General features: G+C 54.1%; 14 protein-coding genes and 1 pseudogene. 4 read left to right on the top strand and 11 right to left on the bottom strand.

What is annotated here, in order from left to right; translation table 11 throughout:
- The first annotated feature begins 6 nt into the window (after positions 1 to 6).
- On the top strand, positions 7 to 1,002 hold the full coding sequence (locus tag CNE01S_RS09040) for a LacI family DNA-binding transcriptional regulator (protein ID WP_061275320.1): 996 nt from the start codon (positions 7 to 9) through the stop codon (positions 1,000 to 1,002).
- Here CNE01S_RS09040 and CNE01S_RS09035 read toward each other — a convergent pair.
- The 6 genes and pseudogenes from CNE01S_RS09035 to CNE01S_RS09010 form a co-directional block, all read right to left on the bottom strand.
- Positions 997 to 2,439: a glycoside hydrolase family 32 protein gene (locus CNE01S_RS09035; RefSeq protein ID WP_061275318.1), complete on the bottom strand. Its 1,443-nt coding sequence runs from the start codon at positions 2,437 to 2,439 to the stop codon at positions 997 to 999. The genes CNE01S_RS09040 and CNE01S_RS09035 overlap by 6 nt on opposite strands.
- A gap of 4 nt (positions 2,440 to 2,443) precedes the next feature.
- Positions 2,444 to 3,704: pseudogene (locus CNE01S_RS09030) on the bottom strand (MFS transporter).
- A 199-nt stretch (positions 3,705 to 3,903) separates the two neighbouring features.
- The gene (locus CNE01S_RS09025) at positions 3,904 to 4,563 is read right to left on the bottom strand and encodes a methionine ABC transporter permease (protein ID WP_169799402.1); all 660 of its coding nucleotides are present in this window, start codon (positions 4,561 to 4,563) and stop codon (positions 3,904 to 3,906) included.
- Positions 4,560 to 5,351: a methionine ABC transporter ATP-binding protein gene (locus tag CNE01S_RS09020; protein ID WP_072279122.1), complete on the bottom strand. Its 792-nt coding sequence runs from the start codon at positions 5,349 to 5,351 to the stop codon at positions 4,560 to 4,562. The genes CNE01S_RS09025 and CNE01S_RS09020 overlap by 4 nt, the downstream gene beginning before the upstream one ends.
- Complete coding sequence (locus CNE01S_RS09015; protein WP_061275314.1) at positions 5,348 to 6,154, bottom strand: MetQ/NlpA family ABC transporter substrate-binding protein; 807 nt, start codon at positions 6,152 to 6,154, stop codon at positions 5,348 to 5,350. Before CNE01S_RS09015 ends, CNE01S_RS09020 begins: the two co-directional genes overlap by 4 nt.
- 29 nt (positions 6,155 to 6,183) lie before the next feature.
- A complete protein-coding gene (locus CNE01S_RS09010) occupies positions 6,184 to 7,221 on the bottom strand; it encodes an isopenicillin N synthase family dioxygenase (RefSeq protein WP_061275312.1) in 1,038 nt (345 codons plus the stop codon).
- A gap of 379 nt (positions 7,222 to 7,600) precedes the next feature.
- Between CNE01S_RS09010 and CNE01S_RS09005 the strand changes: the two genes are divergently transcribed.
- The 3 genes from CNE01S_RS09005 (at position 7,601) to ykgO (ending at position 10,034) form a co-directional block, all read left to right on the top strand.
- Positions 7,601 to 9,505, top strand: a complete 1,905-nt coding sequence (locus tag CNE01S_RS09005; RefSeq protein WP_061275310.1) for a methyl-accepting chemotaxis protein — start codon at positions 7,601 to 7,603, stop codon at positions 9,503 to 9,505.
- Positions 9,506 to 9,629: 124 nt separating this feature from the next.
- Positions 9,630 to 9,890: a type B 50S ribosomal protein L31 gene (locus CNE01S_RS09000; RefSeq protein ID WP_008460319.1), complete on the top strand. Its 261-nt coding sequence runs from the start codon at positions 9,630 to 9,632 to the stop codon at positions 9,888 to 9,890.
- Positions 9,891 to 9,893: 3 nt separating this feature from the next.
- Positions 9,894 to 10,034: a type B 50S ribosomal protein L36 gene (gene ykgO / locus CNE01S_RS08995; protein ID WP_003859006.1), complete on the top strand. Its 141-nt coding sequence runs from the start codon at positions 9,894 to 9,896 to the stop codon at positions 10,032 to 10,034.
- A gap of 3 nt (positions 10,035 to 10,037) precedes the next feature.
- Here ykgO and CNE01S_RS08990 read toward each other — a convergent pair whose 3' ends face one another.
- The 5 genes from CNE01S_RS08990 to acrB form a co-directional block, all read right to left on the bottom strand.
- Positions 10,038 to 10,514, bottom strand: a complete 477-nt coding sequence (locus CNE01S_RS08990; RefSeq protein WP_061275308.1) for a YlaC family protein — start codon at positions 10,512 to 10,514, stop codon at positions 10,038 to 10,040.
- Between the two features lie 125 nt (positions 10,515 to 10,639).
- Entirely contained in the window at positions 10,640 to 11,191 is a 552-nt protein-coding gene (gene maa / locus CNE01S_RS08985) for a maltose O-acetyltransferase (protein ID WP_061275306.1), read from the bottom strand.
- A gap of 251 nt (positions 11,192 to 11,442) precedes the next feature.
- Positions 11,443 to 11,658: a hemolysin expression-modulating protein Hha gene (gene hha, locus CNE01S_RS08980; RefSeq protein ID WP_008460299.1), complete on the bottom strand. Its 216-nt coding sequence runs from the start codon at positions 11,656 to 11,658 to the stop codon at positions 11,443 to 11,445.
- 28 nt (positions 11,659 to 11,686) lie between these two features.
- Complete coding sequence (tomB, locus tag CNE01S_RS08975; protein ID WP_008460297.1) at positions 11,687 to 12,061, bottom strand: Hha toxicity modulator TomB; 375 nt, start codon at positions 12,059 to 12,061, stop codon at positions 11,687 to 11,689.
- Between the two features lie 563 nt (positions 12,062 to 12,624).
- On the bottom strand, positions 12,625 to 15,774 hold the full coding sequence (acrB, locus tag CNE01S_RS08970) for a multidrug efflux RND transporter permease subunit AcrB (RefSeq protein WP_061275304.1): 3,150 nt from the start codon (positions 15,772 to 15,774) through the stop codon (positions 12,625 to 12,627).
- Positions 15,775 to 15,792 lie beyond the last annotated feature (18 nt).

The following is a 15,792-nucleotide window of genomic DNA, read 5'->3' as shown; positions in this document are numbered from 1 at the left end:
CTGGATATGGCTTCTCTGAAAGACGTAGCAACCCTGGCGGGCGTGTCGTTAATGACCGTCTCCAGGGTTATTAATCAGGCTGAACACGTTAGCCCGGTAACCCGGGAGCGGGTGCAGCGAGCCATTGACGAGCTTAATTATGTGCCGGACTATTCTGCCCGAAAGATACGCAGCAAAGGCGTTAAAGCTTCGACAATAGGCATTCTGGCGCTGGATACGGCGACCACTCCCTATTCTGTAGAAATGCTGCTGGCCATTGAGCAAACCGCACGTGAGCGGGGCTGGAACAGCTTTCTGATTAATATTCTTTCTGCCGATGACGCCGAGCGGGCAGTTAATCAGCTATTAGCCCAGCGGCCGGACGGCATCATTTTTACCACGATGGGCCTGAGGCACGTTGAGCTACCCGCAGTCTTAAAAAACCACCGCGTGGTGCTGGCTAACTGCTTGAGCGACGAGGCTGGTTTACCGAGCTATATCCCCGATGATTTTAACGGCCAGTATCAGGCGACCCGCTATCTGATTGAACGAGGATACCGTCGCCCGCTGTGCCTGTGGCTGCCCAATGAAGCCCTCGCCAGCCGCCCACGCCGGGACGGATTCGAGCAGGCCTGGCGTGAAGCCGGGCTGGAGCTTGAGGCGGTGAAGCAGTATCACATGCAGTGGGGAGATGCCCACTATCCCGAACTGGCCGAGCGCGTTGCCGGGCATTGTCAGGGGGGGAAAGCGGATTTCGATGTGCTGATTTGTGGTAACGACCGTATCGCTTTTGTCGCCTACCAGACGCTGCTGGCGCGGGGAATTGCTATTCCTGAGCAGGTGGCGGTACTCGGATTTGATAACCTGGTCGGGGTCGGCGATTTGTTCCTGCCACCGCTGACGACGGTCCAGTTGCCGCATGACGAAATTGGTCGCCAGGCGGCACTGCATTTGATTGACGGTCTGACCAGTGGCGGTGTGAAACAGCTGCCTTGCCCGCTGGTTAAGCGCGTGTCGCTATAGCGCGTTCAGCTGCCACAGGGTGCCGCCACGACATAAGGCTTTTCCGTGGCTGGCGAACAGCTCAAGCTGACGTTCTCCCGGCCGCGGGTAGAGACGGCTGCTGAGGCAGTATTCGCCTTGGTTAACAAAAACTTCGATAGAAGAACGATCGATAAAAATACGCAGATGAAGATCGCCGTTTTCCGATAACGGCACGCTGCGATCCCCGCAAAGCTGCTCAGCCTGATAGCGGCGTGACAGCACCAGGCGGCAGGCCTGAGCGTCGACAAACAATTCGCAGCCTTGCCCCAGACGAATGCCGTACCGCTCAGCCGTGCTTTGCCCACATTCCCAGGCTATCTCCAGCTCAACCGCCTGCGCATCAGGCAGCAGCCTCTGGTTAAGTTTATCCAGCACGCAGGGCAGAACCAGCTGTTCATGGGTGCGCAGCGTGGCCAGTTCGTGAACCGGATTCTGATAGAGTTTTCCATTTGGCATAATGCACACTTCCCGAGGCAGGCTGAGACAGCCCGCCCAGCCTTCGCCTTTAGAGGGCATGGGGGATTCCCACATGTCCATCCAGCCCATCACGATGCGGCGGCTATCGGCGGCGACAAAGGACTGCGGCGCGTAAAAGTCGTGCCCGTGATCCATCTCTTCAAACGGCTGACAGGGCCTGAATTCTTCCCCCGGTTGCCATCTCCCGCGCAGATAGCCGCTCTGGAACAGATTCTGATACTTCAGGCCCTGTGCAGGGATGCCCTGAGGGGAAAACATCAGGATTTGGCTGTTGCCAAGCGGGAAGAAATCCGGACATTCCCACATATAGCCCATGCCCGCGTCGGCTTCCGCGAGGATACGATCCAGCCGCCACTCCCGCAGTGAATTGCCGCGATAAAGCAGGACTTTGCCCCGATCGTGCTCGTCGCGTGCGCCGAGTACCATCCACCAGTTGCCGTCCTGTTGCCAGACTTTCGGATCGCGGAAATGCATGATGCCGGGCGGGGGGGTAAGAATGACGCCCTGTTTCTTAAAGTGAACACCGTCTTCGCTGGTCGCGAGGCATTGTACCTGGCGTATAGCGCTGTCATTTCCCGCGCCTTCAAGCCAGATATGCCCGGTGTAAATCAGCGAGAGCACGCCGTTATCGTCAACCGCGCTGCCGGAGAAGCAGCCATCTCTGTCCCATTCGTCACCCGGAGCCAGAGCGATAGGCTGGTGCTCCCAGCGCACCATATCCCGGCTGGTGGCATGTCCCCAGTGCATCGGCCCCCAGTTTTCATCAAACGGATGGTGCTGATAGAAGGCGTGGTACAGCCCGTGGTGATAAATCAGGCCGTTAGGATCGTTCATCCAGCCCGCGGGCGGTGCCAGATGATAAAGAGGGTAAAAGGCGTTCCCGCGCGTTGCATGCAGCGTTTCTAAGGCGGCTTGTGCCTTGATAAGTGGGGTCGTCATAGCATTACCTGGTGGTCAGATTTAAAGAAGGGTGTGTGTTATCTGGGGCCGAGTCGCTGAGCAGCAAAGCGGAAACCAGCGTCAGTGCCAGCACCAGCCCGGCCAGAATCATGTAGGTGTCGGCAAAGCCGAGCTGGTCGTATCCGCGCCCGACCAGCGGAGAGAGTACGGTGGCGCAGATAGAGGTAATAAACTGGAAGCCGACAAGGTAGAGCGTGGCGGAGAGTCGCTGATCGAACTGCGTGGTGATGTACTTAAACATTGAAATCAAAAGGATAGGTAACTCGACGGCGTGCAGGAGCTTCATGAAGGAGATGGTCAGCGGGTCGCTTGCCATGCCTGAACCAAAGATACGTATAGCCATGATCAGGCCGCTGAGCAGCAGCCCGCGTTTTGCGCCGATGCGGTTTACCAGCATCGGGGCCAGGAACATCCCGCCCGCTTCGAGAAATACCTGGAAGGAGTTGAGAAAGCCAAACATTTCGTTGCCGCGCTGCACTTCGTTAAACAGCGAGGCGAAGTAGACGGGGAATTGCTGATCGTAAACGTTGTAAACGCTGACGCCGCAAACAAAAAGCACCAGCGCCCAGAAGCGTGGGAGCTTGAGCAGACCGAAGGCATCGGCCAGCGTCAGCGCGCTGGCTTTACCATACTCCAGCTCGCTGAGGGCGTTAGGCTGCATGTCACGCATACGCCACAGGAGGAGCAGGAACAGGCAGGAACAGGCAGGCAGAGACGCTACCCATCCAGAAATTCAGCTGTGGATTGAGGTTAAACAGCAGCCCGGCAAAAAACGTGGCACCGGCCCAGCCTAAAGAGCCCCACATGCGTGATTTTCCGTATTCAAAGCCTACGATACGGCTGACGCGTTCGGTATAGGACTCCAGCGCGCCGATACCGGCAAAGAAGGTGGCGCCGACGTAAAGCCCGACGCTGATTGCCCCTGCGACGATATGCACCTGAAGCAGCGGGGTGCAAACGAAGATAAACCAGGGCCCGCTGACTAGCAGCAGCCCGCCAATAACCCACAGCAGCGATTTGCGCAGCCCGAGTTTGTCCTGGATGAAGCCATACAGCGGCTGGGCGCAGAGCGCGGTGAAGGCTATTATCGAGAAGATCAGCCCGGTTTCCGCGCCTTTCAGGCCGATTTTCTGATTTAGCCAAAGTGAGATCAGCGAAAACGCCGATGACCAGGTCCAGAAAAAGGTAAACAGCAGCCCGCTCAGGATCAGATAGTGGTGTTTATTCCGTTTTGTCAGTGCCATGTGTGCAGTCTCTGAGTGCTTGAATGACAGTATTGTTAACGTTAACTATTTGTCGCGAGAAGAGAGTAACCGTCATAAACGTGATGTTAATCGCAATAGTTAACGTTAACAATTTGATTTTGTGATCCAGCGCGGATAACGAGAAGGGGCGAGGGAGGCACGTTCAAAGCCCGGCCAGGACTCCGGGCTTTGAACAAGATCAGCGACGGTGGGCGAGGCGACGGACTAAATGGTCGCCAAGGCTTTGTACCAGGTGCACCATCACAATCAGCACGATAACGGTCCCGACCATGACCTGGTTATTGAAACGCTGGTAGCCGTAGCGAATGGCCAGGTCTCCCAGGCCGCCGCCGCCGATGACGCCGGCCATCGAAGAAAAGCCAATCAGCATCACTACCGTGAGCGTGATCCCCGCCAGGATGGCAGGTAAGGCTTCCGGCAGCAGCACTTTGCTCACCACGTGCCAGGCGTTGCCGCCCATCGACAGAATGGCTTCAATGCGGCCTTTATCCACCTCATCCAGCGCGCTTTCGACCACGCGGGCGAAGAAGGGGAAGGCGCCGATGGTAATAGGCACAACCGCCGCCGTGCTGCCGAGCGTGGTGCCGACGATAATTCGGGTCAGCGGGATTAGCGCGATAAGCAGGACGATAAACGGCAGCGAGCGCCCTACGTTAATGATGCTGCCGAGCACCTGATTAAGGCGGAGGGCGGGCAATACCCCGTCGCGGCGGGTGAGAAACAGAAGCACGCCGAGCGGCAGGCCAATCAGTACTGTGAACAGCGCCGCAAGCCCCACCATGTAAAGCGTATCAAGAGTGCCGTCCAGCAGCAGCGGCCACAGATCTTCCCAACTCATGCTACTTCGCATAAGACTCTCCCTTCCACGCCGTGGCGACGTAAGAACTCGCGTTCTGCCTGTTCGTCGTGCAGCAGCGAAATACGTAATTTGGAGAACGGGTCCACTAATCTTTCAGACAGCGGACCGCTTTCGATTAACCTGCCGTGTTCCAGCAGCGCCGCGTGATCGCAAATGGCTTTGACGACTTCCAGCTGATGGGTGATCAGCACGATGGTCAGCCCAAGCTGGCGGTTGATGTCTGCCAGCAGAGCCAGGATTGAAGCGGTTGTGTCAGGATCCAGCGCGCTGGTGGCCTCATCGCAGAGCAGGATTTCCGGGTGGGCGGCCAGCGCACGGGCGATGCCGACTCGCTGTTTTTGTCCGCCGGAAAGCTGAGACGGAAAGGCTTTGGCTTTGTCGCTCAGGCCAACAAGGTTGAGCAGCTCGGCAACGCGTTTTTGGCGAGCTTCACGTGGCGTGCCGGAGATTTCCAGCGGCACGGCAACGTTGTCTTCCACGCTGCGGGCGTGAATCAGGTTGAAATGCTGGAACACCATGCCGGTGCGCTGGCGGTGCTGGCGAAGCTCGCGCTGATTAAAGGTGGTGATGTCCCGGTCATTCATGATAATGCGGCCCGAGGTGGGCCGCTCCAGCAGGTTGAGACAGCGAATAAGCGTACTTTTCCCGGCGCCGCTGCGGCCCAGAATGCCGTAAATCGCGCCATCCGGGACCACAAGGTTAATGTCATCCAGCGCCGGCTGGCCTTCTCCGGCGTACACTTTGCTCAGCCGCTCAAGGGAGATCATGACTTAGTCTCTACCGGGATCACCGAGCCGTTGTACTGCTTGCGAATGAACTCTGCCACCTGAGGGGATTCGAGATCTTTCGCCAGCTGCTTGATGCGCGGGTCGTTTTCCAGATTTGGGTTAGTGACCAGAATGTTGGCGTAGGGGTTATGGGTTGCGCTCTCAAGGCCCAGAGAGTCTTTGGCCGGGCTGAGTCCGGCTTCCAGCGCATAGTTGCCGTTGATCACGCCCAGGCCAACGTCATCCAGAGAGCGGGGGATCTGCGGGGATTCAACTTCCAGGATTTTCAGCTTCTTCGGGTTGCTGGCGATGTCTTTGGGCGTCGCCTGATTGGTGGCGGCATCTTTAAATTCCGGTTTGAGGGTGATTAACCCTTTGTCCTGCAGCAAATACAGCGCGCGGCTAAGGTTGGTGACGTTGTTTGGCACCGCGATGGTTGCGCCTTCCGGCACGGATTTCAGATCTTTGTATTTGTGCGAGTAAATGCCCAGCGGTTCGATATGTACCGTTGCGGCAACGACAAATTTCTTGCCGAGCGCTTTTTCCTGATCGCGTAAATAAGGCACATGCTGGAAGTAGTTGGCATCAACGTCGCCATTGGCCAGCAGTTCGTTAGCGTTAACGCCGTTGCTCAGCTCGACGACCTTTAACTTGAGGTTAGGGTCGAGCTTCTGCACAAAGGCGAGAATTTCCGCATGTGGTACCGGGTCAGCCGCGACGCGTAGCACGTCAGCGGCCTGCGCCGCGAAAGCCAGAGACAGTGACAGAGCAACGCCAGCCAGTTTAAAAACGGTCTTTTTCATCGTTATTTTCCTTTTATTTTAATGTGTTATTAAGCGATCAGTTCACTGCTGTTACGAAGGACATCCGGGTAATAACGCTCCGCTACGTCGGGGTGTGAGCGCAGGCGGCCTTTCAGGTAGTTCCAGCCTACGTCGCGCAGCAGCGGGTTTTGCGGATCGCTTTCTGGCCCCTGAGCTTCGCGGGAAAGCGCTTCCGGGAGCTGATAAACCGGCACCACGGCGTTGAGCTGTGCGCCCAGGAAGAAGGCGATGGACAGGCGTTCTTCATCCTGAGGAGGAGAAACCACGCGGTGGACGGTGGCGCGCAGGTAGCCGTTGGTGGCCAGCTCCAGCAGTTCGCCAATATTGACCACAAAGCTGCCCGGCAGCGGCTGGGCATCGACCCAGTTGTCCGGCGAGACTTCGACCTGCAGGCCTTTTTTCTCGTCCTGAAGCAGGAAGCTCAGAAAGCCGGAATCTTTGTGAGCGCCCACGCCCTGGTTGCTCTGCGTGGCAGACTGCCCCGGATAGCGAATCAGCTTGATGTGTTCGTTTGGCAGGTTTCCGTACAGGTCATCAAAAGCATCGGCCGGCAGGCTAAGCGCTTCGGCAAAGGTGCGCAGCAGCTTTAACGCCACGGCGGTCATTTCGCTTTGCCACTGTAAAAGCGTCGGTTTGAGTTCAGGCCTGGCGGTTGGCCAGAGGTTGGGTCCCTGAAGGCGGCGCCACGCTGGGGCATATTCATCCGGCGGCAATGCCTGGCGTTCAGCGCCGAGATCGAACTGTTCGCGCCAGTCGGGCTGGCCGCGGGTGAGTTCGCTGGCGGCACGGTTGTAACCACGGAAATGCGGCGAGTGGATCATCGCCACCTGCTGTTTTTCATCGTCGGGGAGGGCAAAGAAGCTGCGGGCTTCGTCCTGGACGGCCTGCTGCAAGTCAGGGTTGATACCGTGGTTGATCAGGTAGAAAAAGCCAATTTCTCGTGCGGCGTAGCGCAGCTGGCTGAGGAAGGCTGAACGGTCAGTCTCGCTGCCGTTAAGCTGGGAAAGGTCAAGAATCGGCAGTGCCAGGCCTGGATTGGTGCTCATAATTTACTCCGGTAATCAGGGGCTTGGAAAAAGTGGTTACGTTGAGTTCGGCACAACAGCGGGGCAGCATCATGGCAATGTCCTTCTGAATACGGTCGGGTAGCGTTAGCGCTTACCTTGCCGTAATCAAAAATCCTCGCCCAATATTGTTATCTTCTAAGCTATGACCCGGCGGGGTTCTAAGCATTTGCGGAAACGAGAAAAGTCTAATCATTGCAAAATGTTTCAATGCATAGGGGTAACTTATGGATTTCACTGAGAGTTAATTACATTTGGAAATAGTTAACGGGCAGTTAACTTATGGCAGCAGTTAAGTTTATGGGTTTTATGCCGAAGAGCTTGCTAAGCGTTTCGCTTTCTACCACCAGGTGTCTTCATCATGCTAAAAACTACACAATCCCGATTTATTACCTCTTTATGTTTGTTTTTCATGTTGTTAATTGCGATCACTTCGCTGGTGATTCACTTTTTTGTGACCCCGCAGCTTAAGCGCAATGAAACCCAGCTGATTCGCTTCGAAGTGGATAACGTGGCGGTCAATATCACCGAGCAGATGAATCGGGTGCAGGCGCAGATGCGCAGCATTACCCAGTCCGTGGCCGCGATGCAAAGCGATGATATTAATAAGTTATTGCCAACGCTGGTGGATCAATACCAGGATGTGAACGTGTTTGGCGGCGGCATCTGGCCTTTGCCGGAAAAACGCGAGGCGGGGCGTAATAAATTCAGCACTTTCTTTGCCCGCAGCGGCAGTAACAAACTGGAAGAAAATACCTACTGGAACTCGGATGCCGCGCCTAATTACTACGAGCAGGTGTGGTACAAAGCCGGGCTTGCTTCTCCGGCAGGGCAGTGCGCCTGGGCCAACGCCTACCAGGATGATGCCAGCCCGCAGCCGCGAACAAACTGCGCAATGGCGATCGCCAAAGAGGGGCAGCCGTGGGGCGTGGCGACCATCGATGTGACGCTGGGCTTCTTTAATCAGCTGGCTAAGCAGATGAGTGAGGCGGTTAAAGGCCAGGTGCTGATTATTGAAGCCGACGGTAAAGTCGTCGGTAACGCGGATCAGATTGGCAAAACGGCGGGCTTAAAAAATCTTTCTGAGCTGAGTGGCTCTCTGCCAATGGCGAAAGCCGTTCAGGAAATGCTGCCCGGTTTTAATGCCAGCCAGAGCAGTGAGAATGAATACGATAACGATGGGACTTCGCACACCGTTATTTTGCAAACGGTAAAAGGCAGCCCGTGGATTCTGGCGGTTGACCTGCCAACTGCGCTTCTGACGAAACAAACGGACTCGATTCTGCTGCGTCTTGGCATGGTGCAGATCCCGATGGCGATCGTTTTGCTCGGGATCCTGGTACTGTTTGTTCGCAATATGATGCGCCGCCTGGGCGATCTTAACCACAACATCAGCCGCCTTTCCGCCGGCGGTGCCGACCTGACTCAGCGTCTTGAACCAACCAGTAGCCCTGAATTTAACGCCATTATCGACAGTTTTAACGGTGTGATTAGTTACCTGCAAACCATGCTGCGGCAGGTTGGGGATAGCGCCCGGGCAATTTCTTCGGCCTCTCATCAGATAGCGACGGGCAATCAGGATCTTTCTGCCCGAACCGAAGATCAGGCCAGCTCAATTGAGCAAACGGCGGCGTCGATGGAGGAGCTGACCAGCACCGTTCGCCAGAATGCCGATAACGCCGCTCATGCCAACGAGCTGGCGCGTGAAGCTTCCAGCGTGGCGGTGAAAGGCGGGGAAGTGGTGAAGCAGGTCGTCAGCACGATGAATGCTATTCAGACTTCTTCTGGCAAAGTGGTGGATATTATCAGCGTGATTGACAGTATCGCTTTCCAGACCAATATCCTGGCACTGAACGCCGCCGTTGAGGCCGCTCGGGCCGGTGAGCAGGGCCGTGGTTTTGCGGTTGTTGCCTCTGAGGTTCGCAGCCTTGCCCAGCGCTCCGCACAGTCGGCGCGGGAAATTAAAGCGCTGATCGAAACGTCAGTCAGCAACGTAAACCTTGGCACGGAGTTGGTTCATCAGGCGGGCAGCACCATGGAAGAATTGACCCTGGGCGTACGTAACGTGACGACGCTGATGGCCGAAATTATGTCTTCCAGCCGTGAGCAGAGCACCGGCATCGAGCAGGTGAATCTGGCAATTAATCAGCTGGATAGCACTACGCAGCAGAACGCCGCGCTGGTGCAGGAAGTCTCTTCTGCCTCACACTCTATGGCGGAGCAATCTACCCAGCTTGAGCGTGTGGTAGCCGGATTTAAACTCTAATCTCGTCGGGCACCCAAGCGGTGCCCGCTTCTTTTTGACTCCCTCTGGGTTTTAAACCCCGCTTGCAATTTACCCAATCATCTTTTATTTTATTGTTACGTTATAACATATCGGAATGATTTTTATGCAGCGCGATATCCATCCGTTTTACCGGACCGTGGTGTTTCACGACACCAGCGTAAATGAATATTTTAAAGTGGGCTCGACGATCAAAACCGACCGCGAGATTGAGCTGGACGGGGTCACTTACCCCTACGTGACGATCGAAGTTTCTTCTGCTTCGCATCCTCATTACACCGGCAAACAGAAAGTCTTCGTCAATGAAGGCGGCCCGGCGCGCTTCCAGCAGCGTTTTGGCAAGTTCTTTGGCGGGAAGGAGTCTTAAGAAATGCAGGTATTGAATTCACTTCGCAGTGCAAAACAGCGCCACCCCGACTGCCAGATTGTTAAGCGCAAGGGGCGGCTGTATGTGATTTGCAAATCTAATCCGCGTTTTAAAGCGGTGCAGGGACGAAAAAAACGTCGCTAGTGGTTATCGCTCACCCGCAGGCTGCTGGCGGGTGAGTGAGAATACGTCATAAAACGACAGTTCCCCTTTGCGACTGAGCATTTTGTGCAACAAAGATTTTTGCTCTTCATCCACGCTCGGGGAACTGAGGATTTCATCGATCAGCGCCCCGGGCACGTTGCGGGTGTTGTACCACTCGCCGTTATAGCAAACTCGCAGATCGAGGACGTCAATATCGCTGTAGCGGTAGCGAGGATTGACATCAAAGAAGAAAAACGCGTTCATCAGCGCGAACAGCACGACCAGCAGCCATACTGAGCCCGCCAGGGTTTCTGATTCAAGCATTACCCACATAGTGGCAAACCAGCCGATATACATGCCGATAAACAATCCGGGATGTTTGCGGATAAAACTGATACTGAAGCGCGGGCGATTATCGCGCTTTTCAGTTTCATTCAGATGTTCGATGGTATTGGTAAGCAGGCGCTGAATTTCTGACATGGTGTGCCTTCTAAGTTCTCTGTTTCGGTTGTACGCATGACCAGACTATTTTAAGAACCACAGGCCATGCAAAAAAGTAACAGATAAGCCAAAAATAACCATAACAGTTAACCTCTCTGGCCGCCTTAAAGCATCTTAATGATACGAGCTGGATTACCCGCCACAACACAGTTGGCCGGAATATCTTTGGTGACTACCGAGCCTGAGCCTACCACGACATTATCGCCAATGGTCACGCCAGGATTAATAACCGCCCGCCCGCCAATCCACACGTTATTGCCAATCGTCACCGGCTTGCCCAATTCAACGCCGCTATTTCGCGTTTCGGCATCCAGAGGATGGGTTGCCGTATAAATATGAACGCCGGGTGCCAGCATACAGTTGTCGCCAATGCGAATAGGGCAGGGGTCCAACATGACGCATTCGAAATTGGCGTAGAAGTTTTTACCCAGGTAGATGTTGTAGCCGTAGTCACAGCGGAAAGTCGGTTCGATGTAAGCCCCTTCGCTCTGGCCTAGCAACTCGGCGAGGATCTCATCGCGGTACGCCTGCTCGTCCGGCGAGCTGTGGTTGTAGCGATGCAGCAGCTGGCGTGCCTTGTGGCTCTCTTGCTGCAGGGTTTCGTCTCCAGGCCGGTATAGCTCACCGGCAATCATTTTACGCTTTTCTTCACTCATCACAGACTCCCTCTTCAGTGGCCTGCAAGGCTACCTGAATTTCGAAAGAAATGAGTGGGTATCGTTCCCTGAGCGTGATGAATCTCACGTCGCAGGCTGCGGCGAGGCGAGGTTAGCGTTGAGGAGTGCTTACGGTATTTCGCTGGCTGGTTAACGGGTGTTAATCCAAACCTGTGCAACATCGACTGAGACAAACCAGACAATAACAGGAGATAAAATGTGATTTTAAATATTATTTAATAAAATGACTATTAACGAATAAATTTCCACACTGAAGGTGGGATTTTGTCATACAGTTTATTCATCGTCAGTTCTGCAAGACGGTGATCGGCTGCTGAATAAAATACCGCCAGTTCATTATCTGATAATTCATATTTATTTTTTTCTATTACGCGTTCCAGCGTATCAATTGTCTGACAACGCCGGAGACGCATCAAATAATCGGTTTTGGTGAGCTTGGTAGTCATAAATTCGCCTTAAGTATTTTAATATTTTTTAGAACGAGTGGCTTACTGGGTTAGCGCGGCTCTCGCTGATGAAACATCTGAACAAGCGATTCCCTGATTTACGCCACCGCTGCAAATCTTGCGCATTAATGCCGTAATTGCTAAATAACATGAAAGTATCGTCCAGGTATTCATCAATCTGTTCAATCAATTTGCTCTCATCAGGGTACTTAATCTTATAATTAAGCGCCGATGCGGCAATGTGCTCAATCAATTCATTCAACTGTAGATTAATGGCCGATGTAGGATCATTAACCCACCCATGATTGCTCTCACCAAGATTGGTCAGACAATCGTGATACAGACTCTCACAGAGAAACTTAAGCTGCGCGATATCATGCCGCTTTGGTGAGTATTCGTCCATAGTGCTGCCCCTTTTATCGCTAAACCAAATGATAAACACAACGGGTTGGGGTGGACACACCTGATGAGGTGAAGAACTGTTGCCACGATTATTACATGTGCTGTAACTATAAATCAATATTGCCTGGATTTCATGCGGCTCTAACGAAAAATTACAATTAAGTTAAAAAATCAGAATACGTTACTAAATGTGAATTAAAACTTTAGTATGAATTTTAACTTAAATTCTCAGAGATACATTAACCCATAGAGGGTAATATTTATAACTTTCAGCTGGTTAATCAATCTATAAGACTATTCTGTATCCGGCTAAAAACCAGGCGTTAATTTGTAAGAATATTCCCAAATAAATGTAACACTTCGGTTTTTGTTGTTTCGTTAATCATGGATTAACGAGCATTTAAGCGTTATTTTCTCCGAAATGAGGCGGCATTTATGTTGAAGAAAATGCGGGGAAAGAAGTGAATGTGGAAATAAGAAATCTGAAATAACAATACTGAAACCGGTTTCTATATTCATAAAAAAGGCCGCATTACGCGGCCTTTTGTTATGTGATTGAATGGCTTACTGGTGATGCTCTACCGCATGCGCATGTTCAATATCTTCACTCTTGCGGCTGAAGCGGCGGCGTACCACCACGAAGAACACCGGAACGAAGAAGATAGCCAGCACGGTCGCGGTCACCATGCCACCCATTACGCCGGTACCTACGGCGTTCTGCGCGCCACTGCCCGCACCGGTACTGATAACCAGCGGCATTACCCCGAGGATAAATGCCAGAGAGGTCATCAGAATCGGACGCAGACGCATACGCACCGCATCCAGCGTCGCTTCAATCAGGCCTTTGCCTTCTTTCTCCATCAGATCCTTGGCGAATTCCACGATAAGTATCGCGTTCTTCGCCGACAGCCCAATGGTTGTCAGCAGGCCTACCTGGAAGTAAACGTCGTTGGTCAGGCCTCGCATGGTGGCTGCCAGCAGGGCACCGAATACCCCAAGCGGAACAACCAGCATGACCGAGAACGGAATTGACCAGCTCTCATACAACGCCGCCAGACACAGGAACACCACAATCAGCGAGATGGCGTACAGGGCAGGGGCCTGGTTGCCGGACAGACGTTCCTGATAGGACATCCCCGTCCAGTCAAAGCCGATGCCGGTCGGCAGTTTCGCCGCCAGCTGTTCCATCATATCCATTGCCTCACCGGTACTTTTACCCGGTGCGGCCTGGCCGAGGATTTCCATGGACGGCAAGCCGTTGTAACGCTCCAGGCGAGGTGAACCGTATTCCCAGCGCGAAGTGGAGAACGCGGAGAACGGTACCATCTGGCCGGAAGAACCACGGACGTACCAGTTGCCGATATCGCTTGGCAGCATACGGTATGGCGCTTCAGCCATCACATACACTTTCTTCACGCGGCCACGGTCGATGAAGTCATTGACGTAGCTGCCGCCCCAGGCTGCACCCAGCGTGGTGTTGATATCACTGATGGATACCCCCAGCGCCTGTGCTTTTTCCTGGTCGATATCGATTTTAAACTGCGGCGTATCTTCCAGGCCGTTCGGGCGCACGCCAACCAGCAGGTCAGGGTGCTGAGCAATCATGCCGAACAGCTGGTTACGAGCCTGAGTCAACTGCTCGTGACCAAGGTTTGCCTGGTCAATCAGCTGGAAGTCAAAGCCGGTAGCGGTACCCAGCTCGACAATCGCCGGCAGGTTGAAGGCAAAGACCATCGCGTCTTTGATCTGTGAGAAGGTGCCCATGGCACGGCCTGCAATGGCCGGAACCTTGTTCTGTTCTCCAGAACGCTCACTCCAGTCTTTCAACGAAACGAACGCCAGGCCGGTGTTCTGGCCGCGACCGGAGAAGCCGAAGCCGTTAACGGTAAACACCGAGTTAACGTTCGCTTTCTCTTTGGTCAGGAAGTAGTCGTTCACTTCATCCAGTACTTTTTGCGTACGTTCCTGAGTCGCGCCCGCGGGCAGCTGAGCCATCGCCAGCAGTACGCCCTGGTCTTCGTCCGGCAGGAACGAGCTTGGCAGGCGGATGAACAGCAGCCCCATGCCAACCACAATCAGCAGATACAGAACCAGATAACGACCGGTGCTACGCAGGATGTTACCGACGCTGTCGGTATAGTGATGCGTGCTCTTCTCGAACATTCTGTTGAACCAGCCGAAGAACCCTTTCTTGTCATCGTGATGACCTTTCGGGATTGGCTTAAGCATGGTCGCACAGAGCGCCGGGGTCAGGATCATGGCCACCAGCACCGACAGCACCATCGCGGAAACGATAGTGATCGAGAACTGACGATAGATTGCGCCGGTAGAGCCGCCGAAGAACGCCATCGGGATAAATACCGCCGACAGCACCATCGCGATACCCACCAGGGCGCCCTGAATCTGGCCCATGGATTTGCGCGTGGCTTCCTTCGGTGGCAGTCCATCTTCCACCATAACGCGCTCAACGTTTTCTACCACGACGATGGCGTCATCCACCAACAGGCCTATCGCCAACACCATGCCGAACATCGTCAGGGTGTTTATCGAGTAGCCAAACGCGGCAAGAATGGCGAACGTACCCAGCAGTACCACCGGTACGGCAATGGTTGGAATCAGCGTTGCCCGGAAGTTCTGCAGGAACAGATACATAACCAGGAACACCAGCACGATGGCTTCCACCAGCGTTTTTACCACTTCGTTAATGGAAATTTTAACGAACGGCGTGGTGTCGTACGGGTAAACAACTTTCAGACCTGGCGGGAAGAACGGCTCCAGTTTTTCAACCGTAGCACGTACCGCTTCGGCAGTGTCCAGGGCGTTAGCACCGGTTGCCAGTTTAATCCCCAAGCCGGAAGCAGGCTGGCCGTTATAACGCGCGATAACATCATAGTTCTCGCCGCCAAGCTCAACCTTCGCTACGTCTTTCAGCAAGACGCGAGAGCCGTCCGGGTTAACCTTCATCAGGATTTTGCTGAACTCGTCTGCGGATTTCAGACGGGTCTGCGCAATGATGGAGGCGTTCAGCTGTTGGCCTTTAACCGGTGGCGTCCCGCCGAGCTGGCCGGCTGCGACCTGGGCGTTTTGCGCTTTGATGGCGTTAATCACGTCAACAGGCGTCAGCTGGTAGTTGTTCAGTTTGTTTGGGTCCATCCAGATACGCATCGCGTACTGAGCACCAAACAGCTGCACGTCACCTACGCCGTGGGTACGGCTGACCGGATCTTTGATGGTTGCACCCACGTAGTCCGCGATATCTTCCTGGTTCATGGTGCCGTCGGTATTGATCATACCGAGAACCATCAGGAAGCTACTGGAGGACTTCTCGACGCTAACACCCTGCTGCTGCACTTCCTGCGGCAGCAGCGGCATAGCCAGCTGCAGTTTGTTCTGAACCTGAACCTGTGCGATGTCGGCATCGGTGCCGGAGTCGAAGGTAATGGTTATCTGAACGGTACCAGAGGAATCACTGGTAGAGGACATATACAGCAGGCCATCGATACCGTTCATGTTCTGTTCGATAACCTGCGTGACGGTATCCTGTACCGTTTTAGCATCTGCACCCGGGTAGTTTGCCGAGATCTGAATTGCCGGTGGCGCGATCGTTGGATACTGCGCGATAGGCAATTTCATGATCGCAAGCGCACCCGCCAACATAATGATGATGGCGATTACCCAGGCAAAGATGGGGCGATCGATAAAAAACTTAGACATGTCTTAACGGCTCCTGTT

The organism is Cedecea neteri NBRC 105707 = ATCC 33855, assembly GCF_001571265.1.
Taxonomy (GTDB): domain Bacteria; phylum Pseudomonadota; class Gammaproteobacteria; order Enterobacterales; family Enterobacteriaceae; genus Cedecea; species Cedecea neteri.
Note: the sequence above shows the minus strand (reverse complement) of the source record. Positions and strands in the feature narration are given on the sequence as shown.

Bases quoted from the DNA above. Each gene is read 5' to 3' on its own strand.
- CNE01S_RS09040 (WP_061275320.1), top strand. From the start codon at position 7: ATGGCTTCTCTGAAAGACGTAGCAACCCTGGCGGGCGTGTCGTTAATG.
- CNE01S_RS09035 (WP_061275318.1), bottom strand. From the start codon at position 2,439: ATGACGACCCCACTTATCAAGGCACAAGCCGCCTTAGAAACGCTGCAT.
- CNE01S_RS09025 (WP_169799402.1), bottom strand. From the start codon at position 4,563: ATGAGTTGGGAAGATCTGTGGCCGCTGCTGCTGGACGGCACTCTTGAT.
- CNE01S_RS09020 (WP_072279122.1), bottom strand. From the start codon at position 5,351: ATGATCTCCCTTGAGCGGCTGAGCAAAGTGTACGCCGGAGAAGGCCAG.
- CNE01S_RS09015 (WP_061275314.1), bottom strand. From the start codon at position 6,154: ATGAAAAAGACCGTTTTTAAACTGGCTGGCGTTGCTCTGTCACTGTCT.
- CNE01S_RS09010 (WP_061275312.1), bottom strand. From the start codon at position 7,221: ATGAGCACCAATCCAGGCCTGGCACTGCCGATTCTTGACCTTTCCCAG.
- CNE01S_RS09005 (WP_061275310.1), top strand. From the start codon at position 7,601: ATGCTAAAAACTACACAATCCCGATTTATTACCTCTTTATGTTTGTTT.
- CNE01S_RS09000 (WP_008460319.1), top strand. From the start codon at position 9,630: ATGCAGCGCGATATCCATCCGTTTTACCGGACCGTGGTGTTTCACGAC.
- ykgO (WP_003859006.1), top strand. From the start codon at position 9,894: ATGCAGGTATTGAATTCACTTCGCAGTGCAAAACAGCGCCACCCCGAC.
- CNE01S_RS08990 (WP_061275308.1), bottom strand. From the start codon at position 10,514: ATGTCAGAAATTCAGCGCCTGCTTACCAATACCATCGAACATCTGAAT.
- maa (WP_061275306.1), bottom strand. From the start codon at position 11,191: ATGAGTGAAGAAAAGCGTAAAATGATTGCCGGTGAGCTATACCGGCCT.
- hha (WP_008460299.1), bottom strand. From the start codon at position 11,658: ATGACTACCAAGCTCACCAAAACCGATTATTTGATGCGTCTCCGGCGT.
- tomB (WP_008460297.1), bottom strand. From the start codon at position 12,061: ATGGACGAATACTCACCAAAGCGGCATGATATCGCGCAGCTTAAGTTT.
- acrB (WP_061275304.1), bottom strand. From the start codon at position 15,774: ATGTCTAAGTTTTTTATCGATCGCCCCATCTTTGCCTGGGTAATCGCC.